This window comes from Demequina litorisediminis, assembly GCF_030161615.1.
Taxonomy (GTDB): domain Bacteria; phylum Actinomycetota; class Actinomycetes; order Actinomycetales; family Demequinaceae; genus Demequina; species Demequina litorisediminis.
In genome coordinates this window covers 58,346-81,791 of sequence record NZ_BSUN01000002.1, presented here as the reverse complement: position 1 = coordinate 81,791, position 23,446 = coordinate 58,346, and the positions used below count along the sequence as shown (strand labels likewise).

The window sequence follows — 23,446 nt, the reverse complement described above, 5'->3', positions numbered from 1 at the left end:
CACGAGCATGGCGAAGTTCATCAGAGCCGCACCGGCCGCTTCCTCGGCCGCGGTGGTGGCCGCCTGGAGCATCTCGAGCGAGTCACGCGCCGCGACTTGCTGGCGCTGCGTAGCGCGCTGGTTGGCGGTGCGAATGTCCTGCTCGACCATCCCGGCCGCGCGACCAGGGTCGATCGGTTCAAACATCAAAGTGACGCGCTTGCGCGCGATGCCGCGCTGAGGGGCGAGGAGCCTTCTCTAGGCCTCGAGCCGAGATGAGGCCGTGGGGCGCACCGGTCATGACCCAGGTTCGGCTTGTCGCGTCGTCATGCCTGTAGGAGTCCCAGGAGGCTTCGGCCGCGGTGGGGCCAACGTCTGAAAACTCGAGCGGGACGTGGTCGCCAGCCATGCGCGCCTCGTCAATCAGCGACGCCACAGCGGGGTCATACGCGGTGCGAATCACCTCACACAACCGGGCCGCGTCGAGTGGCGCAGCGACGCCCGCTCCCGTGGAGGCAAGCGTGCCCGTCAGTTCGGGGAGACGAGAGGCCAACTCGCGTCCCACCCGATCTGCCTTCTTCGTACTCGACACAAAGGTGAGTGCGAGGTAGGCGCGGACCACAGACGATCCCGCGGGGTAGTTCTCGACCGTGTCCGCGAGGACCTGGCGGGCGAACTGGGGTGCGTCGCCGAAATGTTCGCCGCTACCTCCCTGCCGAGCCGACCACCCGTGTCGGGCGCGGTTTCCACCGTGACCGAGGCACCCACCAGGCCGGGCTCCCCCGCCAGGTGGGAGAGCCACCATCCCCACGAGCCAACCCATTGGTCGATCTGCTCATCGTCGACGAGAGCGGCACCGTCTGGCTCCGTCTCGATGACGAGCGTGTGAAGCCCGCCCGGCGGCGAGTAGATCAGAGCGAACGGTCGACCGAGCGAGTCCACGTGCTCGCTGAGCCGCAAGGGTGCGGCAACACCGGGCGCCTGTGTGCGCCCCCAGCCAGTCGCGGCCAGCGGGCCGGACCTGTAGACGTTCCTCTTGGTTGCCTTCGTCTTTGCCCACATGATGCGCTCCCACACCCTTTCAATAATCGATACGTGGTCGGCGTTCTTCGTGACGACCAGGCCCGCGGCGATCGCGCTCACACCCATAGCGGCCAGACCCGCTAGTAGTCCCGCGATCGCGACCGTGAGGAACGTCGCGATTAGCGCCGCGAACAGGAGTGCCGTGCTCAACCAACCGAGGCCCAGGAGCCCCTTCGTGCTAGGTCGACGCCAGTTGCCATAGTTGCGTGTGCCAGCACTCACGACTGTGCTCCGTCCGCGGTGTTTTCGGCGACGTCAGAGGCGCCCTTGGCGATCGCCTGGGAAACCTGCATCCCGGCTTGCGCGCCCGCAGCGATCACAAGCGATGCGCCACCTGTGGCGGGTGCCGCGGCCGCTCCCGCGGCGGTGGCTCCGCCGCCTGCCGCCGCGGCGCCACCTGCTCCCGCGGCTCCGGCGCCTGCCGCTCCACCGGCCGCGCCGCTTGCCACTGGTGCAGCGCCCGAGGCCGGGGGCGTGCCTCCGCCGGGAGGTGCGCCGGGCGCAGTCGTGCCAGGTGCACCGGGAGCCCCACCGGCGCCGGTCGAGGAGTGCGTGCCGCCGTCGGCTCCGATTGCGCCTGGCGCCCCAGCGGTACCGGTGCCAGGAGCGCCGGGCGAACCGGGCGAACCGGGGCCTCCTGGTGCACCCTGGGATGCCGCGGGGGTGGGTGACCCGCCACCGGAGTTGCCCGAAGGGCTCTGTTGTGGAGTACGGGAGGCTTGTCCCGCTCCACGCATTCCGTACGCCATTGTTTGGGCGCCGGAGGCGACTGCCATTCCAGCGCCCATCGCCACACCTCCTCCGCCTGCTGAAATCACAGCGCCCACCGCGGGAGTGATGAACCGCATGAGTGCGGGCATCGCGATCAATGCCAGGACCATGAGTACGACCCCTGCTGCGAGGGTCAGTAGCGGGTCGTCTCGGTCAGGAAAGATGCCAGACGCGCCATCGCCTACGAGTTTGAACGCCGTGGCGTAGATGATCGCGGCCACGGGCTTGTAGAGGATCAGCGCGATGACCCACGCCACAGAACGGTTGAACCAGGTCCTCCCCATCCCCGTGTTCGTAAACGATGCGGTGAGGGGCAGCACGCCGGTCAGGACGACGAGCATTGCTCCTCGAGCGACCAGAAGCACGATCTGTAGGAGAGTGGCGCAGACCGCCAGCAGGCCCATGATGATGACCAGGAGCATGCCCAGTCCGCCGCCCATGGTCGCGGGGCCACCGATCACGAGAAGACTGGTGAGGCCTTCGCCGAAGCATGAAGCGTCCGCGGCGTTGCACTCGAGTGAGCGCGAAAGGATCCACACTGAGAACTTGTCGGTGGCTGCGATCAGCAAGCCGATCATCGTGGTGCCCACCGCGGTCACGGTGATGAGGGTGAGGATGGAGCGCAGGAGGTCCTTCGCGGGCTCCATCCTTTGGTCGATGATGATTCGGATGGCCCCCACCATCACTGACAGGAGGACGAGGACTAGCAGCCAGCCCCACAGGCTCGACTGGATGAAAGCCGCTGCGCCCGCGACTCCACGTGGTCCCCTGCCGACGACTGCGCGTGCGATCGGGCCCGCTGCACCCAGAAGGCCCACTGCCACGAGCACGGCACCCATGCGCCCGATCGCCATAGCGCCATCGCCAGCCCGAGAACTCCTCATCATGAGCATTGCGAGGCAGATCAGGGCCAGCACCGCGAGGACGGCACCGCCCCATGCCACCCAGTCCAGGACGGGATAGGTGCTACTCACCCCTGCCGCGTCCATCACGCCAGGGGTCTTCGCCCCGGGACTTGACGACAGCACGGGCACACCGATGTGTACCCACGCTGTGCCGACCGAGCCCACGGCGACACCAAGTGCTTCCTGAGTCATTTCGGCGATCTCGGCGAACACCGAGCCCGTCAGGGCATCGGCGACGGGGCCGGTCAGCCAGCCAAGTCCTGGGATATCCATGACGCCTACTGCGCGTTCGTGGTGGGTGTGAACAGCACGTAGCCGTCGAGGGACGAGATCGCGCCGGAGGTCACCTTGGACGTGTCGGCTTCAATCTTCCAGTCGCCGTCGCTCCACACGAGCGGCAGCATCCCCGCTTGCTGGGTGATGGTGCCCTGGTACGAGGCTCTCGATCGCGACGTCAATCCAGGCGCGTTCGCCGTCGTACTGCAGCACCCGCACACCCAATGGGTTCGCGCGAAAGTCTGTGAGGATTTCCTTCCTCTGCACCATGTCGGTCTCAGTGCCCGGAGCGTTCGCGTCGGGACCGGGTCCCGCGGCGTATTCGTTGTAGGCGTAGAAGGCGTCGTCGACCAAAGCCGATCCCTGGATTGAGTACGCCATCGCTGCTAGCACGGCGCCCTCGGGGCTGTGCTGGAAGCAGTAGTAGAAGCCAGACGGGTCCTGAGCGCCCGGCCCGTACTCAGGCGAGCCTCCATAGCGGGAAGGTGCCAACGTGCAACTCGGAGACGTCGAACGGCTCGAGGACTGTTCCCGTCATCTCCACGCCGCCCAGGCCGCACACCGAATCGGACTCGGTTTCTTCCTCGGTGAGCACGGTCGGTGCCGTCGAGGGTGAAGGGGAAGCGCCAGGCGACGACTCCGACGAGGCGACAGCGTTCGGTGTCGCCGGTGCCTGGGTCACGATTCCTTCGCTCTGACCGGAGCAGCCAGCCAGGGCCACCGCGGCCGCGGTAGCCCCAGCCAGCACGAGCGAGCGTGTGCTCATGCGATGAAGCCGACGATGGACGATGCGGCACCGATGATGATGACCGCAATGAGGGTCTTGCCGATGGCGCCCACGCCCTCCTGGGTGGCGCCGGGACGCTGGTTAATCATCAGCATGACCGCCGCCGCGATGAGGGCGAACACGGCCGCGATGAGGCCGCCCCACTTCATCCATGCGAGCAGGGTGTCCACGAATTCGAAGCCCGGGGGCGCGACGCGGCCGGGTCAGGAAGAGCAGGGCTGGTCGTCGACTCGATGAACTTCATGGTGAGTGCGTTCATGGGTTTTCTCCTTGTGTCAGGTGTTCCAGCAGAAGCCGCGCTCGCGCGGCTGGTTGCGTCCCGTCACGGCGCCGAGGCGCCATTCGGGCACATAGGGGATGGGCCACACGTCGGGTGCGGCGCCGGTGGCGTGCCGCCTCAGATCGCGCAGGCTCCTTCGGGAGTCGGCCCGGCTGGTCGGCGTTGAGTACCGCGGCCTCGAGGTGGACGAAGGGCAGCTCGCCGGCGGCGTACTGGCGCAGCGCCGCCATGAGACGTGTGAGGCCCTGATAGTTGGTCCGAGCAACGAGGGCCACGCGTGCGATCGACCCATCGGTGGGTCGAGGCCAGCAGTGGTGCGCGTCCTGGCCGCCGAGCGCGGCGAGCGTGCTCTCGCCTGCCCCGCCATGAGCGCCGACCCACCAGACCGCACGTCCCGGGGCGACGTCGCGCACCTCGAGGCGGTCGATCGCCTCAGGTGGCACCACGCCCGCCTGCAGCGACACCTCACGGCGTGCACGGACGGCCACAGGTGGCGTCGTGATGATCGCCGTGGCGCGCTTGGAGATCCACGGATTGTTCGCGGCGTCGCTCATGCGTGGCTCCATGCGCTCGGGTTGAGCAGTTGCAGCCCCTCAGCGGCGCTCGTCGGCGCCTCGACCCGGCACGTCGAGCACGAGGCCGCCGTGATGGCACACGGGGTGTTGCACTGTCGGCACGGCCCCTTGACGGGCATCAAGTCGTCGTCGACGTCGACGTAAGGCTCACCCAGTGTGTGCTCCACGACGATGCCCGCGGGTGTGACGGCGAGGTGCCATTCGCCGTCAGGGTCGGTCACGTTGAGTGCCACCGCTCGACCTAGTTGGATCGCGACCTGGACGGTGCGGGTGAGGACACCTGCACGAGTTCGCTCAAGGTTGTACGCCTTCAGGTTCTCCGCGGCCGTCGACGTCCACACGACCGCCCTGGCGTTGTCGTTCACCTGCGCGGTGACCGTTGGCCACTTGGCAACGAGAATCCTCATGCCGGGTCACCGTCCAAGCGGCCGGCGAGGAACGGCACCGGGTCGATGGCCTTGTCCCCCACCCAGACCTCGAAGTGGAGGTGGCATCCGGTCGAGTTGCCGGTAGACCCGCTGATCGCGATCTGCTGTCCCGCGGCCACTTCATCCCCGACGTCGACGAAGATCCCGGCTCGCGTCATGTGTAAGTACCGAGTGCGAACGCCGTTGCCGTGGTCAATCGACACCATGCCCAGTTCGCCGGACATGCCAGCGAAGGTCACCGTTCCGTCGTGGGCCGCGTAGATCGCTTCACCACAGGAGCCGGCCGAGTAGTCCGTGCCCAGGTGCGCGCGCCAAATGTGCAGGGTTGGGTGGAAACGAGAAGGGCTAAACGACGATGTGACGCGCGCTGTCGGGATGGTCGGGTGCGCCCATCCGCTGAGCGACACCTGCGACGTGGTGCACGTCTCGTCGACCACAGCCGTCGACGACGTCGACGGTGAAGGGGAAGGTTGCGCGACGCACACGTTGGCCGCGTCTGCATCCGAGCCTGCCAATGACTGCGAGGCCGAGCACCAGAAAGATCGGGGCGACGAACACCGCGACAACGCCCGCAGCGGCGAGCCCGCCGCGACCGCCCTCAGCCATGGTGTGCGCTCCGCGCCGCCACGATGTGACGACTATCCCCCGTGTACTTCATTGCCCGTAACTCCTGCTCTCTCGTGATCTGCCCTCGGTGCTCTCATCCGGTGGGGTGGCCCGCTACTGGTTGCAGCGGGCCACCGCCGGTGTGTGAGAGATAGGACTCAGGGCAATGAGTCCCGCATCCCGCGCTGGGGCGGGTGCGTCTGTGGAGGGTCACCACGGCGACGTGGGACCACGGACCGCGGCGCACATGCTGCACGCGACCCAGACTCGAAGTGTGGATTAGGCGTTCCGGCGCACACAGAATGCGCCACTACGGCCCCATTCATATGTGGACGCAAGACAAGTTCCCTCAGCGAAACTAGGCGGGCCCAAGTGCCCGACTACCTGCTGTAATGTTACTAAACGAATGCGTTTATGGACATTTCTCAAATGTCCAATCTTTAGCATCACGCGCATTTCCCGCATCATTCATATTTTCCGTTTCATTCGCGACAGGAGTCACTAGTGATGAAGGACGAGGCCCGCTCGTGAGTGCAGGACTAGATGAGTTGTTCCGTGATCGCGCAGCGCTTCTGCCCCTGGCCGAAGTCGCCGAGATGCTTTGCATCGAGAAGAGCCGCGTGGGCGTGTGGGTTCGTGAGGGGAAGGTGCCAGCCGTGCGGCTTCCCGGTGGCGGCCAGTGGCGCATCATCCGCGATGACCTCAAGGCACGCTCGAGGCCAGCGGCGGCCGCAAGCCCGCCTAGATCCGTACACACGAGAGGGGGCAAGCCCATGCGGGCTCGCCCCCTCTCGGCGTTCATCCCTTACCTGCGACGGGAGTTGGAACGCAGCATGGCAGCGCCCCCGACGATGAGGAGACCCGCGGCCGCGGCCGCGAGCAGCCATCCGACTGTGACTCCCGTGCGCGACAGCCACGGCGGTGGCGGCGGCGAGGCCGTCGTCGTTTCTTCCTCGAGGCCGTACTCGTCAGCAAACTCACCGTCGAAGTAGGCGCGCAGGCTCCTCGGGCTGAGAGTTCAACCTGAACGACCACACCCACACGTAGACCCCAGGCTTCTCTGCCACTCCGGAGCTCGACGTACAGGCGCTCGCCAGCGCCCTTGGACGCGACCACCTGAGTGGACGCGACCGGCTCAACGCCCTTCGGCACGTCAGCAGTCGGCTTGGCGGGTGCCTCGTCGCCTGCGTAGTACAGGTCAACGTCCCACGTCACCGGGACGGGATCTCCGTCGGCGCCGGTGAGCCACTCGTCGTCCACGAGCGCGTCACCCTCGGCCGCGGACGTGAGGAACGTGTCCGACAGAGTGTCGCCCACGATGACTTCACGGTTCGGAACCCTTGAAACGCCCGCGGGCTGGAACGCCTTGGCCGTCGTCGTTTCGTTGAGCAGGCCGTATTCATCGGCCCAGTCACCCGCGAAGTAGGCGCGCAACTCCTCGGGCTGCGTTTCCACGTGGAAAGCCCAGACCCACACGTAGTAGCCGGCCTTCGTCGCGGTGCCCAGGCTCCACGGTCAGGACCTCACCGGCCCCGCCCTTGCCCGTCACCTGGGTCTGGCCCACCTGCAGCGCACCCTTGGGGGCAGCGCCAGGAAGCACCAGCGGCGGAGTCCACACGGTAGACGTCGCCACCGCTGACGGTGCCGGGGGCTCCGGCGGTGTGGTGCCGTGGAAGTAGAGCGTGACGTCCCACGTCACCGGCAACGGGGTGCCGGTGGTGTCCGTCAGCCACTCGTCGACGACGAGCGGGCCGCCAGGCTGCGTCGCCGTGGTGAACGTGTCAGCCAACACGTCACCGACCGCAACCTCAGGCTCCACGACCTGCGAGACACCCGCGGGCTGGAACGCCTTCGACGTCGTCGTTTCATCGGTGAGGCCATACTGGTCAGCCCAGTCACCCGCGAAGTACGCGCGCAACTCCTCGGGCTGCGTTTCCACATGGAAAGCCCAGACCCACACGTAGTAGCCGGCCTTCGTCGCGGTCCCCGGCTCCACGGTCAGGACCTCACCGGCCCCGCCGGTACCGGTCACCTGAGTCTCCGCGACCAGGTCGCCCATCTCGACGGGCTCCACGCTCGAGTCAGACTCGACCGCGCTGCCAACGTCCTCAGGGGACAGCGACACGCTCGGCGCCGGATTCGGTGACTCCCCCGCCTTCACGGGGTCGACCGGCGGTGTGGTGCCGTGGAAGTAGAGCGTGACGTCCCACGTCACCGGCAACGGGGTGCCGGTGGTGTCCGTCAGCCACTCGTCGACGACGAGCGGGCCGCCAGGCTGCGTCGCCGTGGTGAACGTGTCAGCCAACACGTCACCGACCGCAACCTCAGGCTCCACGACCTGCGAGACACCCGCGGGCTGGAAAGCACGCGAGGTGATCGTTTCATCAGTGAGGCCATACTGGTCAGCCCAGTCACCCGCGAAATAGGGCTGCCAGCGCGCAGGCTGCGAGGAAACGTTGAACTCCCACACCCACACGTAATAGCCAGCCTTCGTTGCCGTGCCCAACTCCACGGTCAGGACCTCACCGGCCCCGCCCGTACCCGTTACCTGGGTCTGGCCCACCACTACAGGTGTGGGCGTTGCAGGCTCGAGGGGGACTGCCGGCACACTCTCCGGCGGCGCCGACCCATCCACGTCGGGAGCCGGTTCACCGGCCGACTCGTCATCGCCGGCGTCGACGTCGATCGTCGGGTCGACCGGCGGTGTGGTGCCGTGGAAGTAGAGCGTGACGTCCCACGTCACCGGCAACGGGGTGCCGGTGGTGTCCGTCAGCCACTCGTCGACGACGAGCGGGCCGCCAGGCTGCGTCGCCGTGGTGAACGTGTCAGCCAACACGTCACCGACCGCAACCTCAGGCTCCACGACCTGCGAGACACCCGCGGGCTGGAAAGCACGCGAGGTGATCGTTTCATCAGTGAGGCCATACTGGTCAGCCCAGTCACCCGCGAAATAGGGCTGCCAGCGCGCAGGCTGCGAGGAAACGTTGAACTCCCACACCCACACGTAATAGCCAGCCTTCGCGGCCGCGCCAAGATCGACCGACAACAGTTCACCAGAGCCACCGCTGCCCGTGACCTTCGCACTGCGCACACGTTCAGCGCTCGACGGCACCGAGTTCTGCCGTGCAGGCGGTTCCATGCCGGCGTAGTACACCGTCACGTCCCACGTCGCCGGCACAGGGGTTCCACCAGGAGTAGTGAGCCACGAGTTCGTCACCAGCGCTCCCCGGAACGCGTCGACGTCGTGAACGTGTCCACCAGGCGATCGCCGACCGACACGATGGGCTCAAGCACCTTCGACGTGCCGCCGGGCTGGAACGCCCGCGCCCGCGCAGTCTCATCGGCCAGGCCGTAACGATCAGCCCAGTCGCTCCCCTCAGCAAGATAGGGACGGTTCACCGCGGGCTGTGACTCGCGATCAAACGACCACACCCACACGTAGTAGCCGGCCTTCGTCGCGGTCCCGATCTGAGCCGTGAGCCGCTGGCCGCTGCCGTTGGTCCCCGTGACGCGTGCCGTGCCCACCAATTCTGCCCGGGCCGGCGGGCTCGCCGACGTCGAGGACGGCGCCGTGACGCCGTGATAGTAAACGCTCACGTCCCACGTCACAGGCACCGGTGAACCACTACGCCGAAGCCACGAGTTCGTCACCAGCGCTCCCCCGGAACGCGTCGACGTCGTGAACGTGTCCACCAGCTCGTCACCCACGGCGACCACCGAACGCTGCACGCTCGACGTGCCGCCAGGCTGGAACGCCTGTGCCACCGAAGTCTCGGCCGGGATGCCATAGTCATCCGCCCAGTCCCCAGTGAAGTATTTGCGATACGCGGACGGTTGCTCGCTCGCATCGAAGCGCCACACCCACACGTAGTAGCCGGCCTTCGTCGCGGTCCCGATGGTCGCGGTCAACCGCTCCCCGGACCCTCAGTGCCGGTAATCGTTCGTGTGCCGACCAGGCTCCGCTCCACTCGGGACCGTGCCCCGCTGCGACGGCTCCGAACGGCCGTGGAAGTACAGACTCGCCTCCCACCGCGCCGGAACGTACGGGAAGCCAGCCTCTTCAAGAATCGGCCACGTCTGAGAACCCGACGCCTGAGTGGTGAACGTGTCCGTCAACGTGTCGCCAACGTCAACCCGAGCCGCCTGCACACGCGAAACGCCCTCAGGCTGGAAAGGAACAAACACGGCCGTCGCCGGGTCTGAGTAGGTGAGGTCAGTGTTGGCGCCCGAGATCACAACATCCTGAGGGCTGGCCGTACCGACCGGCGCCGAACTTGCCGGTGCTGCGTCGTGATAGCGAATCGTGAACGAGACATCACCGGTGCCCGTCGCGGTCCACGCGTGCACGCCTGACCGAGCGGAGGTCGTTGTAGTTCCATACGCGAACCGGCCTCCCGACTCATCAAAGGTTGCCGGTCCTTCGATGCGGACTGTGTACGAGATCCCCGATAGGTGGTCCCCCCACGCGTCCTTCACCCCTACGCCTGAGAGGGTTCCTCGCATCGGGCTCGAGTTCGTCACGGGGTTGGCCTTGAGTGCCGATGTCGTGTTGTTCCACTGAGAAAGCCCCCTGAACTTGCTCACAAGGTTCTTGGAGGCCTGAGGGAAATCGGAATGGTTCCACACGCGTGAGGCCAACGACGCGTTATCCCCGCTCCCGGAGAACTCATCTGCCCACAACAGGTACTGCACAGCGGCCGCACCCGTGGGAGTGTCCCAACCGTTATTGCCAAGCCACAGCAGGTAGCGCAGCCGCGCCGAGCCTGTTCGACGACCACGAGTACGAAGCGCCTGTCTCGAGATCAGCGCCAGCCTCGATACACCACACCTTGCCCGTAGTTCCCGACGGACGATTGCCCACCACATTCGGATTCAGGCCGCCCAACCACTTCTGACGCCACGCTGCGCTATCGCCGTAGGACCAGAACTCAGACAACACAACGCCGGCACCAGAGCCGCGTTGCTGTCCCGAGCCGTTCGTCCACCCGTTGGTTGTTTCGTATGCCTGAGCGGGCTGCGGTGTGGCCGTTACTGCGGCGGCTCCCACCAGCAAGGCAACCAGGAGTGCCGCCCAAGGCTCTGTGCACTGATCTCACGTTGACCTCCGTGCGATAGAGACTGAAAAAAGTTTGATGTAGTTTCTCACTACATCAGAGCGAGTAACCGTGTTAGAGTCTATTCGTGATTCTGAATGAACCGCTACCCTGGACACATGCCTGGGGCGATGGAAGGACTACCGAAAGTGCCGCCGTGGACCCCTGCAGCCTGGACACCTGTCGACAAGAGCCGGCCTTGATGTGTTGCGCGCCGTTGCCCTGCGTGGCCCACAAGGCGCGACCGTCAACGAGGTCATGGAAGACATCAACGCGAGCCGGAGCCGTGCCTACTCGGCGCTTGAAGGGCTCACCACGGATGGGCTGGTCAAATCGGATCCACCACAGGGTCAGCGTCGACCTCGAGTTCCGATTCGGTACGTCGCCAGCCACGACGCCATCGAAAGCGCTGTGCGTGATCTCGGCCGCTGGGCTCACGGCGTCGTCGAGGATGCCGACGGCGGCGAGCATGGTGGCCAGTCCGACGCGTGTGGCGCCGTCGAGGCGTCTCAAGCGCTTAACTCTTAGTCACATCAACCGATCTGTCCCCTCCTGCGGCGTCCAAAGGAAGGGAGCATCGCCGTGACCTCAAACAACTCTGAAACAAGCCCGGCTCCTAAGCCCAGGCTCACCCGCCGAAGGGTTGCCTTGGTCGCCGCCGCGGCCACGGGCGTCCTGGCATTTGCGGGTGGTGGGGTCGCGTGGGGCGCGCACCGGGCTGCCGAGGCTGACGCGGCGGCCGCGCTCGACGCGTGTACTGCGGCGGCGAGTGACCTTGCGACGCTCGCTGGCCGCGCCGCCGAGGCGGCGAAGGCCGGCGCCGACACCACGGTGGACGCCGCGGAACTCGAGAGCACGCTCGCGATTGCGCGTGGCTTGCTCGAGGAAGCCTGCGACGGCGGTGGCTCTGCCTCCGCCCGTACAACCGCGCTCGAAGGCGCGGCGCAGGCGAGGCTCGACGCTGCGAGCACGCTTGAGGGCGCGACCGACGAGTTCGAGACCGCGACTGCCGCGTGGGTGCACGACGACGCGCGCACCACGTGGGAAGACGTCGTCTCCCAGTGGGATGAGGCAAGCGAGAAGGCTCGCACGCTGGTCAAGGACGTAGGCGAGGACGTCAAGAAGCCTGCGACTGTCACTGCTGTCACCAAGCATCTCAGCGCAGGCGACACGATCGCCGATGCGCTCTCTGATGATGCGGATGCTACGGAGATCTCCGCGCATACCAAGGACCTCGAAGCCGCGATCGACGAGCTCGCACCGCTGACCGCGGCGCTGTCGAAGTCTCACCAGGCCTGGAAAGACGAAAAGGCCAAGGCTGAGGCCGAGGAGGCCGGCTCGTCTACCGACGACGGCAAGGCCGCCGCGGCCTCGCCAGGCGGTTCCTCAAGTTCGTCTGGATCGTCTAAGTCCTCGAGTTCCGCGCCTGGATCATCTTCTGGCTCGTCGAGCAGGCTCCAAGGGCTCATCTTCCTCTGGCTCGTCGGCTCGTCTGGCTCGTCGACGCCAGAGAAGACCACGGAGCCCAAGCCCAAGCCCGCGGAGACCACTCCCCCGCGCCCAAAGACCCCGTGATGTCCTGGTCCAAGTGCGACGGAGAGTCCATGTGGCGCCTTGCCGATGGCAGCCCCACGGGAAGTGGAAAGGGTTGCGCCATTGCCTCGGACGTGCGTGCGCGCATCAAGGACAACCCTGGCAGCGGGGCGTGCTCGTTCCTCAAGTCGATCACTGCCGACAACAGGGACACGCTCATCAGCCAGGCGAACTACTACCAGAAGCCTTGGGAACACCAAGACGGTGGTGACGCAGGCGAACGAGACTCAGGTCAAGGTCGAGTATTACGGCTGCCAGGCGTCCTAGTGGCAAATGACAACTTCTCGCGTCGCGCCTACGGCGTGGGAGAGTTTGCCGCCCCTAGGGTGCCCCTATGGATAGCCCTACCTGCACCGTGCGTGCGTGGTGGCGACCCTATGAGCCCAGTGACCTCCAACTCAAGGTGAGGTCGACCGGCGGGTAACAGCCCCCGGGAAAGCGAAAAGCCCGCTCCCGATGTTTGGCGACTGGAGGAGCGAGCCTTTTCTAACGGTTAGTTAGGAGTAGTCCCATAGTAGGCCCCCACACGGGGTTTAGTCGAACACACCCAAAAACAGGTGATCTACCTGCATCTTCACGCACTTTGTGGCGTGTCCTCGACGACCCTCTGCCCTCCTTGGCGACCGCTCAAGCGGACCCGCTAGCGGCCCTCGCCGCGCTCCCGGTGCGCTCTCACGCGGCCGCGATCCAATACGCGATCGCCCGCTCCCTCGGACAGCCGGCACCCGCGGCCGCGACCACGGCCCCACAAGCCGCTCCCAGCCTTCCTGCGTGGCATCTGTGCAACGACGCACAGCAAGCCCGCTGGCGCGTCCTCAAACGCCGCGCAGCACGCTCCTATCACCGCTCCCGCCCCATCCGGGGCCTCAAAGCCTCCGACCGTGGCCACGAGGCCGCCGTGAGCCGCGCAGTGACGCTCGAGGACGACCTCACCAGGCCCGCGACCCGCGCCGGGTGGATCGAGGCGCTCGAAGAGTCAGCCTTCATCGACAGCCTCGATGCCTCTCAGACGTCCAGGAAGGGCCGCTCCAAGCGCGACATGGTCCTCGAGCCTGGCCAGAGCCCTCGCAGCGTCAGAACGTGACCGTACGGGCACCACAAGCCCCGGCCACGCCTATCTCGCACGCCGCCTCGGCGTCAGCGGAAGGACCGTCACACGCTACCTACGCGCCCTTGAGGCGGCCGGTTTCGTCATGGCCCTGTCTGCGGGCCGTTCAGCAGGCTACGGAGGCTCTGACGAGGGCGCTTTGCGCGTCGTCTACCTCCTGGTGGTGCCCCGCGACCCCTCGAAGCCTGCGCACGCGGCCGTGCACCGCTCGCCGCACTTTCACACAGTTCATGCGGTCGGTTGTGGAGAAGGTTGTCACCCCCTCCTGGCCACCAGGAGTAGGTAAAACCCACGCACGCGCGCACGAGGTTTCAAGCATGATGGAGCCGCTTCGCGGCCCAGAATCTATTCCGAGCGGCCTATTCGGCCGCTGGTCACGTGCCAATCACCCTAGATACACGCGCACAGTTCGGCTTGGGCCCAGGAGATTGTCCCGGACAAGCCGTGACAAGGTCGCGCTCGAGGTCACCCAACTGCGACCTGAGTTGATGCGCGTCAAAGGGCTGACGTTCAAAGCGCTGCGGGCCGCGATTCGTGAGTTCGTCGACGCCGGCTACGACGCCACCGACATCGTTCACATGCTCGACTGGACTCCCAGGAACGAAGCCCGCCCACACTCAGGGCTCTACGGCATCGTGCACGGCACCGCATGGATCGCTCGAGTATTCGACCCCTGGCGCGATAGCCACGGCACTCCCCTGGCGTCACCTGGCGCTCGTCGACGCGCAGCCGAACACCGTCGGCGCAACGCGGCCGCCGAGCGCGCCGCACAGCGCGAGCACGAACGGATCCAGGCTCCTCCACGAACGGGCAACAGCCCCCGCGGGCTACGGCCGCGACTACTACCTCGCCTGCGCGCGGCTGGCGCGTTCAAAGGAGCCCGGTCGTGAGTGCCCAAGCGTTAGGACATACGTCCCTACGGGCTCGCCGTATGTCTGATTTGCCCTGGAATCGCCTGCGAGTCATGTCACACCGGTTAACACCCGTAACACCCCGATCCCTACCGTGAAAGTGCACAATCTTTCGCCACGGCACGGATGCCAACGGCACTTCATGGAACGGATTCCACCACAATGAACACCTTCACCGTCCCCACCGAGGGAACCTTCCCAATCATGGGCTGGGTCGCCACCGCGCCCGTCCTCGACGACGACACCGTGACCTTCGACCTCGTCGTGACACCCCGCATCAAGAACGCTAGCGACGACGGATGGACGCCTGCACCAGCCGAGTGGTTCACCGTCAACGCCTACGACAGCCTCGCGTTCCACCTTGCACAGTCCGTGCGCGTTGGAGAGCCCCTGTTGGTCTTTGGCTCAGTGGGCAGCCCCTCCCCCGCCTCCGGGACACAGCGCACGCGGCACCGCCTCCACGCCACCGCCGCGGGACACAACCTCGCCATCGGGCCAGCCATGTTCGGCGCCGGCCGAGACGAACTCGTGGATCATGACACCTATGACGTCACGCCCGTGTGAACGCGTGACGCCACAGGTGCATCCACATAGGCAGACCGACGTGACGCCACACGTTCGGCTCTACGTTTCCCCATCTATGACGTATGGCTAGCGTTATGGCATGGCGTAACGTGTGAACTATGGTACGGTAGTAAACGTTAGACAGGGCGTGGCGCAACGCACGCTCTCACATACGGCTACTAGTGTGGTTTCACACAGGAGGAATGGTTATGGCTATTGCACGCAGTGTGGTTGTTGCTCAGGGCAAGGGTGGCGTCGGTAAGACGTCCGTTGCCTGCAACGTGGCGGGCCTCGCCGCGGCGTCCGGGCTGAGGGTTCTGCTCGTGGACCTGGATCCCCAGGGCAACGTGGCTCGCGACCTCGGCATGGAGCGGGGGAGTGGCAACGACCTCCTGATGGCACTCATGGCCGGGGCCACGCCACCGATCGTTAAGGACGTGCGTGGAGGGCTTGACGTGGTCCCCGGCGGGCCAGACATCGCCGACCTCACCGCCATGGCAATGTCCCGCGCGATGCGCGGCGAGCCGGGTCTGTCCAAGAACCTCAACCAGTCGCTCGCGTCCATCGCGGGTAACTACGACCTCATCCTGATCGACACCCCGCCGGGGGAGAAGATGCTCGTCGAGGCCGCGTTCGGCTGTGCCGCCGCGGTGGTCATCCCGACCAGGTCGGACGACGCCAGCATTGACGGCCTCGAGCGAGTCGCTGAGCGGTTCATTGCCGCACGCGACACCAACCCCGACCTTGAGCCTCGCCGGAGTGCTGCTGTTCGGCATGGGATCACGCTCCCGCCGCCTCGAGCGATCAGTGCGTGACACCATCGCCCAGGTCGTTGGTGCCGCCGCTCCCATCTTCGACACGCCTATCCGGCACCTCGAATCCGCGGCCGTCGACGCCCGCCGTCACGGCCGTCTCGTCCACGAACTCGAGGACGCCGTCTCGGAGGACCGCAGCGCACGCCTCGCAGCGCTGCGCGCAGGCGAGAAGCCCGGCGAAGGACTGTTCGTCAGCAACGCCACCAGCCTCGCCAACGACTACCAAGACTTCACCCGCGAACTGCTCAAGCGCATCGCTGAGCCTCGAAAGCAAGGAGATCCCCGCATGAGCCCCGAACGCCAAGCCCCCCAGCGTGCCAGCCTCGAAGGCGCATTCTCAGGCAAGGACCGCGGCCAGGCTCTCTCGGGTCTCCTGACGCCCAAGGCCCCTCAGCCGGCGGATGCAGCCACACCCGCACCGTCGGAACCGGTGCCCGTGAAGCCGAGCGCCGAGCCCAAGCAGGCTAAGCCCGCTACAACACCCAAGAAGGCGGCCACACCCGTCTCCCAGAGCGTCGACAACGAGACGATCGTGAACGTCGGTATCTACCTCGAGCCCGACCTCCTCGAGCGGCTGACCGCGATCCGCAAGGAACGCGACACGACCTACGCCGACCTCCTGGTGGAAGCATTCGACGCCGTCGACGTCGAGAGCCTCACCGAGCACTTCGCAGGTACGACCGCGCCGAGCCTCGTCCCTGGACAGATGCCCCGGGCTGTCAAGGTCAAGCGATCCGGCTCCGGCATCCAGCGTCAGTTCCGCCTCACCGTTGCGCAGCGCGACTACCTCGACGCGATCGCCGACAAGGTCGGCGCCCCGTCGAGGTCAGCCCTCGCCGCTACGGTGCTCGCAAAGCACGTCGACCGCACCTAGGAGCCACACGTATGGTCAACACCGATAGCGGCCCCACGGAGTCCGCCAATCCCGTGGAAGCGGCGATCACCGCGCTCACGGCCGCGGCCCGTCAGACCCGTGTCAGGGGCGCAGGCACCGAGCACGAGAAGGTCGAGCCCGTCGACTTCGCCGAGATCGCGTGCCACGTCTTGACGACGGTGGCCGCGAACATCGGGGGAGTGGAGGACCTGCTTGCAGGACGCTCCGGCTCGTGGGAAGCCGACTACGTGCGCAACATCGTGAACTCCACCGCGGGCGCCGAGCCCGGCACCCTCCTGCCGTACCGCACCGAGCCAGTCCAGATCGCATTCGACGAGGAAGAGGAGTTTGAGATCTTCGGGCTTACTGACCTCTACTCCGAGCAGGTCGACGAGCTCGAGGCCGTGACGTTTGACGAGAACGCCACCGAGGAGCAGACCAACGCGGCCTACCGGGCGCTGACCCGCATGGCCGAGCCTGTGGGAAGCGGACCTTCTCGCCTACCGCGACAACTACCTCGAGGCAGCGCGTAGTTTCGTGGCCGCCCGCGGTGCCACGTGCGACGTCGTGCTCGTCGGACGGGACCGGTGGAATGAACTCGGCGATGAGGTCAAGTCTCACGCCCACGACCACGCCCGCCTGCCCATGACCGGCGCCGCCCCAGACTTCTCAAATGGCACGCCCGCGGACGCGCTACGCCGCTCTGGCAACACCTACGCCGATCGTGCAAGATGATCGCAAGCCCTGAGGCTCCCCCCAGGAGCCGGCGCGTCGGGTTAGCCCCCTTTCCTGACGCCGCGGGTTCGACTCCCGCACAGGGCACCGTGCCGGCATGGTGGTTTGGTCGCCACCACACCGGTCACTCACCTGAGGCCGCCGACACCAATTCCTTTCTGGCTCCGGCGGCCTCAGGCCTTTCTCCGCGCCGTCCGCCACGAACGACTCGAGATCGCACGCCTCCGGCTCGCATGCTCGGCCCGCAACCGTGCCACATACTGCGCGTGCAGATCAGGCACCACGAGCATCGGCAAAGCCCGGTTCACAACCTCGTGCCACAACCCCACCTTCTCGATCGTCGCGACAGAGGGACAATCCTCGCGCCCCGCAGCCCACTCCCGATACTGCGAGCCCGACGTCGACCCCGTCTCAGCGATGAACTCCGCCACCACATCGGCGCACAACTCCAGCGTCCACTTGTCATGCCTACGTAGAGGCTGCACAGTGCCCACTCCCGCGGACTCGAGCGCGGCATTCCATGAGCCGAAACGTCGAATGATCGTCTGGCTCGACGGGGCAGAGGCACCCGGCCGCGTCGCGAGATTTCGATAGCGGGCCTCACGCACATCACCATCAAGAACCACCGCCGCCTTACGCAGCGCTTCACGCGCCTGCGCGTCAGTCCACGCCCGTGTCTTGCGCCGCTCAGGCGCGGGTGTGTGCGCGCTGTGACGAGCAAACGCCACCAAATCCGGACCCAACACCCTCGCCAGCGTCTCGACGTCGGTCCTCGCATGCCGGGCGAGAGCCTTCATGGTGATCCCCGGCTGCGCTTCCAGCACGCGACAAGCGCGCGCCAGCGCATCAAGAGATCTCGAGCGAGCATCCCGATCGGTGTACTGGAACGTCAGCATGGCCCTCATGGTGGCGGGACGACACGACGATGTCGACGGGCCACGCCTGCCCCCAACCAAGTACCGTCCGGCAACGCTGCCACCGCGGAGTGTGTGGCATCTATTGACAGCACGAATGTGCGGGCTTAGGTTGCAAATGCGTGCAAAGGGGCATCGCGCATGTGTTGGGGATCTAGTCCAATCTGGGGGGACATGATGACACAAACGGCCAAGCCGGCGAACTCGGCCAAATTGAGAGTGGCCGCCATTTCGGTCATGGCGGGAATTCTCGTCGGCATGACAGGCACTGCGGCAACCGCGGCCGTGGTGTACGGGGCCTGGGAAACGGTGTGGAACGTCGGCGCATACGACTACAAGGCCCGACCTTCCGCTAACAGCAATGGCACGAAGCCATCAGGCGGACTCACCGTGTCGTCGTCGCCTACGGCTCCCGCGGGGTGGCAGGGGGCGTCGGCTCGCCTCTGGCGCGGCAACGCCCTTTGTGGCTCGGCGAGCCGGGTCCTTACAACACAGAGCGTCACAATCATTTCGCGAACCGTGGCGAAGGATTGTGGGTCGGGAGAGTACCGCGGGTCCGGCTTTGGGTACGCGTACTACAGCGGTGACTATCGTTCACACCAATCGGCCCGAAGCCCGATTGTGATTTGGTGAAGGTGATGAAAATGCGACACATCTCGCTCTCTCCTCAAATGATTCTCATCGCCGGGGTCGGCCTCGTCGGTGGAGTGGGAATCGGCGTTGCACTTGGCGTCTCAGGTCTAGGTACCTCTGCGCCGCCTGGCGCGGCTCCTGTCGCTGAAACTCACCAGCCCACTGTCAGCAACGACGACACCCGGCTCGGAGAAGTCATCCTCGACGAGAAGGAGCCCGAGTTCATTCAGGCCTGGGGTGAAGACGGAACCCTCGGGTTCGTCAAATCAGCAGACCTCGAGCCTGTAAAGGTGTCCAGCCCTGAGGATGCTGCGCGTGCCAACGACGTGGCGGACAAAGTGTTCTCGATCCCGCTGTATGACGAGGACGGGAAGACTGTCATCGGCGAGTTCCTTGTGAACGACGGCGCGTCGACTATCGAGAAGTAGCGACCCCGGCGTTCCCCCCGCCCTCCGGCAGAGAGGTTGTGCCCGGTCGACGTGGCACCGCCGCGCAGCCGCTGCTTGCGAGCCGGTGTGTGTCGGCGGGGTACAACCGTCACCCAGAGTCCCGCTGTCCACTTGTGGGCGGGTGGAGCCCCTTGCGTGGCTCAGGCCGTCCACAAGAGGGCAGGGGGCACACGCCCCAACCCACCCCCGCGCCGCCGGCGCTAGCCGGCGAGCGCGCTACCAAAGGAGCGACCGCAAGCGGTCGCGCAGTCACCCTCCCGCCGACCGGACGCCCTGCGGGCGTCCAACGGCATCCCCGGGTCTTCTGGCCATCATCACGGTCAGTGCCTGCCAATACGTTCTGTCTTTGAAGTTCACCAGGATGGAGTGCCGTGGCTAGAGCCCGACCTGGTGGGCGTGCCCCTTCGGGTCGGGCTCTAGTCGCTTTGCGACCCAAGCCCCGCTGTTTCCATCCGTGCGCGCGCGGCGCTTCGGATGGGCGGGTCTTGGCCCTTCGGGTCACGATCCCTCACGCATACCCCAGCCTGCGGCTGGTGGCCCACCAGACAAGCCTGGTGGGGGAGCGCTGCGCGCTCGTGGACGCGTCCGCTGCGCGGCCGCGACAGTGTGGGGTGTTCAAGCATCGGCTGAGGGACCATTCTTGCCCTCTGCGCGCTGCGCACAACCGTCGCCTGCGCTGCCGGCCTGACCGGTCCGGCGAGATTCCCTTTCCCTCGCTGCGCTCGGCCGTGAATCTTCCTCCCGGTGGGCCCCTTCGGGGTTGCTGCTTTCGCGCTCCGAGGGCATCTGGTCCCCTATCAGCCGATGCGGTGACCAACCGTCACGCACACCGCGCGCGGGCCGCACCGGGTGAGAAAGGAACCACCCATGCACGCCATGACGCTTGCCACCGTCGCGCTCAACGAGGTTCACCCGAACCCCGCAAACCCGCGCTACGACCTCGGCAACCGCGACACCCTCACCGCATCCATCAAGGACCGCGGAATCATCCAGCCCCTCGTCGTCACCCCCGACCCCGAAGGCGGCTACACCATCATCGCCGGACACCGCCGCCACGCCTCCGCCACCGACGCCGGGCTTACCGAAATCCTCGTCAACATCGTGCCCGACGCGGACGCCGCCACCATCGCGGCCGCAATGGTCCACGAGAACACCCAGCGTGCAGGCTTCACCGATGCCGAACTCGCACGCGGCATCCAGGGCATGCTCGACACCGGCGCAACCGCCGCCGCGATCGCCAAGGGACTCGGCGCCAAGCGCGACACCATCAAGAACCTCGCCGCCGCCCACGCCGCACCCGAGGACACCCGCGCCTACCTCCATGCCGGAGAAATCTCGCTCGATCAGGCCCTCGCCCTTGCCGACCTCGAATCCAAGGACGCCGACCTGTACGCCACCACCCTCGCCGCGGTCGAGGACGGCCAGAACCCCGACTGGGTGCTCAGGAAGGCCCGCGAGGCAATCGCGAAGGCCGAAGCCGTCGCCCAGGCCGAGAAGATCGCCGCCGACACCGGCGTGACCATCATCACCGAACGGCCCTCCGGCTGGGACGGTAAGTCCAAGCACCTCAAGTCCGACGAGGAAATCGCCCAGCACCACGGCCAGCCCTGCTACGGCATCTACCCCACCGTCACCAACGACGGCGAGGCCGTCGTCCAGCACTGGTGCACCAAGACTCGCGCCCACGACCCCAAGGCCGAGACCGTCGAGGTGTCTGAGGACGACAAGGCCGAGCGACGCCGCGTGATCGCCAACAACAAGGCATGGGACACCGCCAACGGTGTCCGTCGCGCCTGGCTCACCGAGTCGCTTCACCCCCGCACCACCATCCCCAAGAAGCACATCCCCACGCTCCTGGCCCTCAACATCGCCACCCCCTACAGCGAAGAGCACGTGCGCGAAGCCGTCCGCATCGTCGCCGCCGTCAAGAACGGCGCATGGCCCGGCGCAGAAGCCCACGCCAAGGCCACCGTCAACGACGGAGCGACCCTGCGGACCCACCTCCTGGCCACCATCGCCCGCCACGAGGACCGCGTGTCCAAGACCGTGTGGCGCGAGAACCGCACCGGCTTCGCCGCACACCTCACGCTCCTGGCAGACCTCGGCTACACCCTCACCCCGCCCGAAGCCCACTACGTCACCACCCACAACAACGGCGACCACACCGCCACCCAGACCTACACCACCGACTAGCCACCACGGTCGCGGGCCGGAACACCCGGCCCGCGACCCCGGCAAACGACTCGGGCCGCGTGGGTACCTTGCGCGCATGACCCACCACAGCGCGCAACTTGACCAGACCGGCATCGAGCCGGCCCCGGCCAACGCGCCTCGCGGCGCGACCGTCGACGACGTCGACTTCGACTGCCACCTCTAACCGCGAAAGCCGCACGCCTTTCTGTGCGCGACGCCTGTTGGTGAACGCATCTAACCTCTAGGTTCAACTCATGGCTATTCACCAGTCACCCGACGTGGACCGCATCATCTCCGACGTCCGCCGCACCGCTGCCGGCCTGCCCTTCGACGAGCGCGCACGCCTCATCCGAGGCGTCACGCACGCCGTCCGCGAAGCCATCAAGACCGACGTGTCTACAGGCGGCGCCCCAAAGGGGCGCGCATGGGAACTTGACCAACTCGCCCCCATTAATGACGCGGCCGAGAACCATTACTTCACGGCCCTCGACGAACGGCGATAGCGACCATGACCGGCTCCTCCTCCCTCGTCTGGGACCCGCTGCTCGCCGAGACTCAGGCTCGCGACCGAACTCACCATCACCGGGCTGCGCCACCTCGCGCAAGCACCCACGAAGGCGGACATTTGGATAGGGAGCGTTTCGGACGTCAAAGCCCCCTCAACCTTGGCCTCCACACCTTTACATCAGGCTTCGAGCGACTAGGGAAAGTCGCGATCCTCCTTGACGGGCGACTTCGCGACGGCGAGTTTCGGCCCGTTAGGGGCTACAACCACGGCGTCGCGCAGGCTGTACGCAGCCGTCCGCGACCTCGCCGCTGGCAACGGCGACCAGTGGCCGTCCATTGACCCCGGCACCTTTCACGGCGACGCCGTCGAGTTCCTGACCGCATATGCGGGTGGGGGAGGGCGCTACGCCTATATGGACACGCTCGCCAGCGGTGAAGTCAAACCCGACCCCCACACCCAATGGACTGCGCTTTGCGACCGCGCGCCAGCCTTGAGCAGACCTGACGAGTTCATGATCTGGATCTACGACCAGGTGCCGAACGTGATCTACACGAGCGAGGACGACGAGATTCAGTCGATACTTTCAGGCTGGCTCGACGGTGTTCGAGGCTCGTATCTGAAAGGTTCGACGGCGACCACTCTCGCGCTCTACGACCTGGTGTACCCCATCACACGCCACATTTCAGCCCTGTCGCGGCGAGCCTTTTACGAACACGACACGCCAGGCATTCCCTACCTCGCCGAAGTGATCGACCACGTTTTCCTTCCCTCGCATGAGGACTTCCTCGGCATGACCCTGATGAATTTTGGCGACCCAGAAGTCGTGAAGGAGATCGTTCTCGACCGGCACGAAGAGCCCAACTTCGACGACCTGGACGACGACGAAGAAGGAGACAGCGAGGACCTGGTGGGCGTGCCCCTGGCGGGGTCGGGCTCTAGTCGCTTCGCGACCCAAGCCCCGCTGGCTCCATCCGTGCGCGCACGGCGCTTCGGATGGGCGGGTCTTGGCCCTTCGGGTGACGATCCCTCACGCGTGCACCAGCCTGCGGCTGGTGGCCCACCCGACAGGCGGGTGGGGGAGCGCTGCGCGCTCGTCGACGCGTCCGCTGCGCGGCCGCGACAGTGTGGGGTGTTCAAGCATCGGCTGAGGGACCATTCTTGCCCTCTGCGCGCTGCGCACAACCGTCGCCTGCGCTGCCGGCCTGACCGGTCCGGCGAGGTTCCCTGCGGTCGCTGCGCTCCCTGGTGAACCTTCCTCCCGGTTGGCCCCTTCGGGGTTGCTGCTTTCGCGCTCCGAGGGCATCTGGTCCCCTATCAGCCGATGCGGTGACCAACCGTCACGCACACCGCGCGCGGGCCGCACCGG

Annotated in this window: 27 protein-coding genes and 4 pseudogenes; 15 read left to right on the top strand and 16 right to left on the bottom strand. The window is 66.3% G+C overall.

What is annotated here, in order from left to right; all coding sequences use genetic code 11:
- The 11 genes and pseudogenes from QQK48_RS18065 to QQK48_RS18015 form a co-directional block, all read right to left on the bottom strand.
- Positions 1-186, bottom strand: a pseudogene (locus QQK48_RS18065) (SCO6880 family protein); the annotation flags it as partial.
- Positions 179-1,284: pseudogene (locus QQK48_RS20815) on the bottom strand (SCO6880 family protein). The pseudogenes QQK48_RS20815 and QQK48_RS18065, both read right to left, overlap by 8 nt.
- On the bottom strand, positions 1,281-3,011 hold the full coding sequence (locus QQK48_RS18050) for a TrbL/VirB6 family protein (protein WP_284329530.1): 1,731 nt from the start codon (positions 3,009-3,011) through the stop codon (positions 1,281-1,283). Before QQK48_RS18050 ends, QQK48_RS20815 begins: the two are co-directional and overlap by 4 nt.
- Positions 3,012-3,016: 5 nt before the next feature.
- Complete coding sequence (locus QQK48_RS18045; protein WP_284329565.1) at positions 3,017-3,196, bottom strand: DUF8175 domain-containg protein; 180 nt, start codon at positions 3,194-3,196, stop codon at positions 3,017-3,019.
- 40 nt (positions 3,197-3,236) lie between these two features.
- Positions 3,237-3,506: pseudogene (locus QQK48_RS22535) on the bottom strand (DUF8175 domain-containg protein); the annotation flags it as partial.
- On the bottom strand, positions 3,475-3,780 hold the full coding sequence (locus QQK48_RS18040; protein ID WP_284329564.1) for a hypothetical protein: 306 nt from the start codon (positions 3,778-3,780) through the stop codon (positions 3,475-3,477). The gene QQK48_RS18040 and the pseudogene QQK48_RS22535, both read right to left, overlap by 32 nt.
- Positions 3,777-3,971, bottom strand: a complete 195-nt coding sequence (locus QQK48_RS18035) for a hypothetical protein (RefSeq protein ID WP_284329527.1) — start codon at positions 3,969-3,971, stop codon at positions 3,777-3,779. The genes QQK48_RS18040 and QQK48_RS18035 overlap by 4 nt, the downstream gene beginning before the upstream one ends.
- Before the next feature lie 85 nt (positions 3,972-4,056).
- A complete protein-coding gene (locus QQK48_RS18030; RefSeq protein ID WP_284329563.1) occupies positions 4,057-4,635 on the bottom strand; it encodes a hypothetical protein in 579 nt (192 codons plus the stop codon).
- Positions 4,632-5,063, bottom strand: a complete 432-nt coding sequence (locus QQK48_RS18025; protein WP_284329525.1) for a hypothetical protein — start codon at positions 5,061-5,063, stop codon at positions 4,632-4,634. The genes QQK48_RS18030 and QQK48_RS18025 overlap by 4 nt, the downstream gene beginning before the upstream one ends.
- A complete protein-coding gene (locus QQK48_RS18020; protein ID WP_284329562.1) occupies positions 5,060-5,491 on the bottom strand; it encodes a M23 family metallopeptidase in 432 nt (143 codons plus the stop codon). The genes QQK48_RS18025 and QQK48_RS18020 overlap by 4 nt, the downstream gene beginning before the upstream one ends.
- Complete coding sequence (locus QQK48_RS18015) at positions 5,430-5,690, bottom strand: hypothetical protein (RefSeq protein ID WP_284329561.1); 261 nt, start codon at positions 5,688-5,690, stop codon at positions 5,430-5,432. Before QQK48_RS18015 ends, QQK48_RS18020 begins: the two co-directional genes overlap by 62 nt.
- Positions 5,691-6,082: 392 nt before the next feature.
- Between QQK48_RS18015 and QQK48_RS22425 the strand changes: the two are divergent.
- A pseudogene (locus QQK48_RS22425) lies at positions 6,083-6,388 on the top strand (helix-turn-helix domain-containing protein); the annotation flags it as partial.
- A gap of 100 nt (positions 6,389-6,488) precedes the next feature.
- On the opposite strand, the gene QQK48_RS18010 reads toward QQK48_RS22425, so the two are convergent.
- The 4 genes from QQK48_RS18010 to QQK48_RS17995 are packed head-to-tail and all read right to left on the bottom strand — an operon-like array spanning position 6,489 to position 10,556.
- The gene (locus QQK48_RS18010) at positions 6,489-7,145 is read right to left on the bottom strand and encodes a hypothetical protein (protein WP_284329560.1); all 657 of its coding nucleotides are present in this window, start codon (positions 7,143-7,145) and stop codon (positions 6,489-6,491) included.
- Positions 7,102-8,907 (bottom strand): hypothetical protein, encoded by a 1,806-nt coding sequence (locus tag QQK48_RS18005; RefSeq protein ID WP_284329559.1) that lies wholly within the window; start codon positions 8,905-8,907, stop codon positions 7,102-7,104. Before QQK48_RS18005 ends, QQK48_RS18010 begins: the two co-directional genes overlap by 44 nt.
- Entirely contained in the window at positions 8,904-9,599 is a 696-nt protein-coding gene (locus QQK48_RS18000; RefSeq protein ID WP_284329558.1) for a hypothetical protein, read from the bottom strand. The genes QQK48_RS18005 and QQK48_RS18000 overlap by 4 nt, the downstream gene beginning before the upstream one ends.
- A gap of 15 nt (positions 9,600-9,614) precedes the next feature.
- Positions 9,615-10,556, bottom strand: coding sequence for a hypothetical protein (locus tag QQK48_RS17995; RefSeq protein ID WP_284329557.1), 942 nt, complete (start codon positions 10,554-10,556; stop codon positions 9,615-9,617).
- A gap of 431 nt (positions 10,557-10,987) precedes the next feature.
- Between QQK48_RS17995 and QQK48_RS17990 the strand changes: the two genes are divergently transcribed.
- The 10 genes from QQK48_RS17990 to QQK48_RS17950 all read left to right on the top strand — a co-directional run bounded on the left by QQK48_RS17990 (position 10,988) and on the right by QQK48_RS17950 (position 17,181).
- The gene (locus tag QQK48_RS17990; protein ID WP_284329556.1) at positions 10,988-11,311 is read left to right on the top strand and encodes a helix-turn-helix domain-containing protein; all 324 of its coding nucleotides are present in this window, start codon (positions 10,988-10,990) and stop codon (positions 11,309-11,311) included.
- Positions 11,312-11,365: 54 nt separating this feature from the next.
- Positions 11,366-12,358: a hypothetical protein gene (locus QQK48_RS17985; RefSeq protein ID WP_284329555.1), complete on the top strand. Its 993-nt coding sequence runs from the start codon at positions 11,366-11,368 to the stop codon at positions 12,356-12,358.
- Between the two features lie 29 nt (positions 12,359-12,387).
- On the top strand, positions 12,388-12,783 hold the full coding sequence (locus tag QQK48_RS17980; RefSeq protein ID WP_284329554.1) for a hypothetical protein: 396 nt from the start codon (positions 12,388-12,390) through the stop codon (positions 12,781-12,783).
- A 209-nt stretch (positions 12,784-12,992) separates the two neighbouring features.
- A complete protein-coding gene (locus tag QQK48_RS17975; RefSeq protein ID WP_284329518.1) occupies positions 12,993-13,460 on the top strand; it encodes a hypothetical protein in 468 nt (155 codons plus the stop codon).
- Positions 13,375-13,770: a helix-turn-helix domain-containing protein gene (locus tag QQK48_RS22420; RefSeq protein WP_431308447.1), complete on the top strand. Its 396-nt coding sequence runs from the start codon at positions 13,375-13,377 to the stop codon at positions 13,768-13,770. Before QQK48_RS17975 ends, QQK48_RS22420 begins: the two co-directional genes overlap by 86 nt.
- 202 nt (positions 13,771-13,972) lie before the next feature.
- Entirely contained in the window at positions 13,973-14,374 is a 402-nt protein-coding gene (locus tag QQK48_RS17970; protein WP_284329517.1) for a hypothetical protein, read from the top strand.
- Positions 14,375-14,557: 183 nt separating this feature from the next.
- Positions 14,558-14,959, top strand: coding sequence for a single-stranded DNA-binding protein (locus QQK48_RS17965; protein WP_284329516.1), 402 nt, complete (start codon positions 14,558-14,560; stop codon positions 14,957-14,959).
- 209 nt (positions 14,960-15,168) lie between these two features.
- Positions 15,169-15,774 carry a ParA family protein gene (locus QQK48_RS17960; protein ID WP_284329515.1) on the top strand — a complete coding sequence of 202 codons (606 nt, stop codon included), beginning with the start codon at positions 15,169-15,171 and terminating at the stop codon, positions 15,772-15,774.
- Positions 15,734-16,648 (top strand): hypothetical protein, encoded by a 915-nt coding sequence (locus tag QQK48_RS17955; protein WP_284329514.1) that lies wholly within the window; start codon positions 15,734-15,736, stop codon positions 16,646-16,648. Before QQK48_RS17960 ends, QQK48_RS17955 begins: the two co-directional genes overlap by 41 nt.
- Positions 16,649-16,659: 11 nt before the next feature.
- Positions 16,660-17,181: a hypothetical protein gene (locus QQK48_RS17950; protein WP_284329553.1), complete on the top strand. Its 522-nt coding sequence runs from the start codon at positions 16,660-16,662 to the stop codon at positions 17,179-17,181.
- 375 nt (positions 17,182-17,556) lie between these two features.
- Here the strand turns inward: QQK48_RS17950 and QQK48_RS17945 are convergent, their stop codons facing one another.
- The gene (locus QQK48_RS17945; protein ID WP_284329552.1) at positions 17,557-18,288 is read right to left on the bottom strand and encodes a homing endonuclease associated repeat-containing protein; all 732 of its coding nucleotides are present in this window, start codon (positions 18,286-18,288) and stop codon (positions 17,557-17,559) included.
- 653 nt (positions 18,289-18,941) lie between these two features.
- Between QQK48_RS17945 and QQK48_RS17940 the strand changes: the two genes are divergently transcribed.
- The 4 genes from QQK48_RS17940 to QQK48_RS17925 all read left to right on the top strand — a co-directional run bounded on the left by QQK48_RS17940 (position 18,942) and on the right by QQK48_RS17925 (position 23,329).
- The gene (locus tag QQK48_RS17940) at positions 18,942-19,358 is read left to right on the top strand and encodes a hypothetical protein (RefSeq protein ID WP_284329509.1); all 417 of its coding nucleotides are present in this window, start codon (positions 18,942-18,944) and stop codon (positions 19,356-19,358) included.
- Between the two features lie 888 nt (positions 19,359-20,246).
- Positions 20,247-21,572, top strand: coding sequence for a ParB/RepB/Spo0J family partition protein (locus QQK48_RS17935; RefSeq protein WP_284329508.1), 1,326 nt, complete (start codon positions 20,247-20,249; stop codon positions 21,570-21,572).
- Between the two features lie 254 nt (positions 21,573-21,826).
- The gene (locus tag QQK48_RS17930) at positions 21,827-22,075 is read left to right on the top strand and encodes a hypothetical protein (protein WP_284329507.1); all 249 of its coding nucleotides are present in this window, start codon (positions 21,827-21,829) and stop codon (positions 22,073-22,075) included.
- A 219-nt stretch (positions 22,076-22,294) separates the two neighbouring features.
- A complete protein-coding gene (locus QQK48_RS17925) occupies positions 22,295-23,329 on the top strand; it encodes a hypothetical protein (protein ID WP_284329551.1) in 1,035 nt (344 codons plus the stop codon).
- The last annotated feature ends 117 nt before the right edge of the window (positions 23,330-23,446 follow it).

Coding starts and splice junctions, on each gene's coding strand:
- QQK48_RS18050 (WP_284329530.1), bottom strand. CDS start 3,011: ATGGATATCCCAGGACTTGGCTGGCTGACCGGCCCCGTCGCCGATGCC.
- QQK48_RS18040 (WP_284329564.1), bottom strand. CDS start 3,780: ATGAGCACACGCTCGCTCGTGCTGGCTGGGGCTACCGCGGCCGCGGTG.
- QQK48_RS18030 (WP_284329563.1), bottom strand. CDS start 4,635: ATGAGCGACGCCGCGAACAATCCGTGGATCTCCAAGCGCGCCACGGCG.
- QQK48_RS18025 (WP_284329525.1), bottom strand. CDS start 5,063: ATGAGGATTCTCGTTGCCAAGTGGCCAACGGTCACCGCGCAGGTGAAC.
- QQK48_RS18015 (WP_284329561.1), bottom strand. CDS start 5,690: ATGGCTGAGGGCGGTCGCGGCGGGCTCGCCGCTGCGGGCGTTGTCGCG.
- QQK48_RS17995 (WP_284329557.1), bottom strand. CDS start 10,556: ATGTGGTGGGCAATCGTCCGTCGGGAACTACGGGCAAGGTGTGGTGTA.
- QQK48_RS17980 (WP_284329554.1), top strand. CDS start 12,388: ATGTGGCGCCTTGCCGATGGCAGCCCCACGGGAAGTGGAAAGGGTTGC.
- QQK48_RS22420 (WP_431308447.1), top strand. CDS start 13,375: ATGCCTCTCAGACGTCCAGGAAGGGCCGCTCCAAGCGCGACATGGTCC.
- QQK48_RS17970 (WP_284329517.1), top strand. CDS start 13,973: ATGCGCGTCAAAGGGCTGACGTTCAAAGCGCTGCGGGCCGCGATTCGT.
- QQK48_RS17965 (WP_284329516.1), top strand. CDS start 14,558: ATGAACACCTTCACCGTCCCCACCGAGGGAACCTTCCCAATCATGGGC.
- QQK48_RS17960 (WP_284329515.1), top strand. CDS start 15,169: ATGGCTATTGCACGCAGTGTGGTTGTTGCTCAGGGCAAGGGTGGCGTC.
- QQK48_RS17955 (WP_284329514.1), top strand. CDS start 15,734: ATGGGATCACGCTCCCGCCGCCTCGAGCGATCAGTGCGTGACACCATC.
- QQK48_RS17950 (WP_284329553.1), top strand. CDS start 16,660: ATGGTCAACACCGATAGCGGCCCCACGGAGTCCGCCAATCCCGTGGAA.
- QQK48_RS17945 (WP_284329552.1), bottom strand. CDS start 18,288: ATGAGGGCCATGCTGACGTTCCAGTACACCGATCGGGATGCTCGCTCG.
- QQK48_RS17940 (WP_284329509.1), top strand. CDS start 18,942: ATGCGACACATCTCGCTCTCTCCTCAAATGATTCTCATCGCCGGGGTC.
- QQK48_RS17935 (WP_284329508.1), top strand. CDS start 20,247: ATGCACGCCATGACGCTTGCCACCGTCGCGCTCAACGAGGTTCACCCG.
- QQK48_RS17930 (WP_284329507.1), top strand. CDS start 21,827: ATGGCTATTCACCAGTCACCCGACGTGGACCGCATCATCTCCGACGTC.